This is a genomic window from Phormidium sp. CCY1219 (genome assembly GCF_035615515.1).
Taxonomy (GTDB): domain Bacteria; phylum Cyanobacteriota; class Cyanobacteriia; order Cyanobacteriales; family Laspinemataceae; genus CCY1219.
Genome location: NZ_JAJENT010000588.1, coordinates 1 through 387 on the forward strand (window position 1 = coordinate 1; position 387 = coordinate 387).

The following is a 387-nucleotide window of genomic DNA, read 5'->3' on the forward strand; positions in this document are numbered from 1 at the left end:
ATCAATTTACAAAGCTGAACGGTCTGGACAGTCCAAGAAAGCAAGGCATCTTCAAAGACTCCTAAGTAAGTCCTATTACGCAAAGCTCTTAGCGGTACGGAAAGCAACCCAAGACAATCAAGGGAAAAAGACAGCCGGGGTAGATGGAGTAAAATCTCTTAGTCCTAAACAACGGTTTGACTTAACTCAAAAACTTGGGAAAGATTCCAAAGCCCGTGCCTTACGTAGAATATGGATTCCTAAGTCAGGTCGCGATGAAAAGCGTCCTTTAGGGATTCCGACGATAAAGGATAGAGCCGAACAAGCCTTGGTTAAACTGGCACTAAAACCGCAATGGGAAGCTCGATTTGAGGCAGACTCATACGGATTTAGGCCAGGGAGGTCAGC

Annotated in this window: 1 protein-coding gene; it reads left to right on the forward strand. The window is 45.5% G+C overall.

Features of this window, described 5'->3' with window-relative positions:
* The coding region (locus tag LKK83_RS16595; RefSeq protein WP_324632343.1) for a reverse transcriptase N-terminal domain-containing protein at nt 1-387 on the forward strand (387 nt) is incomplete at both ends.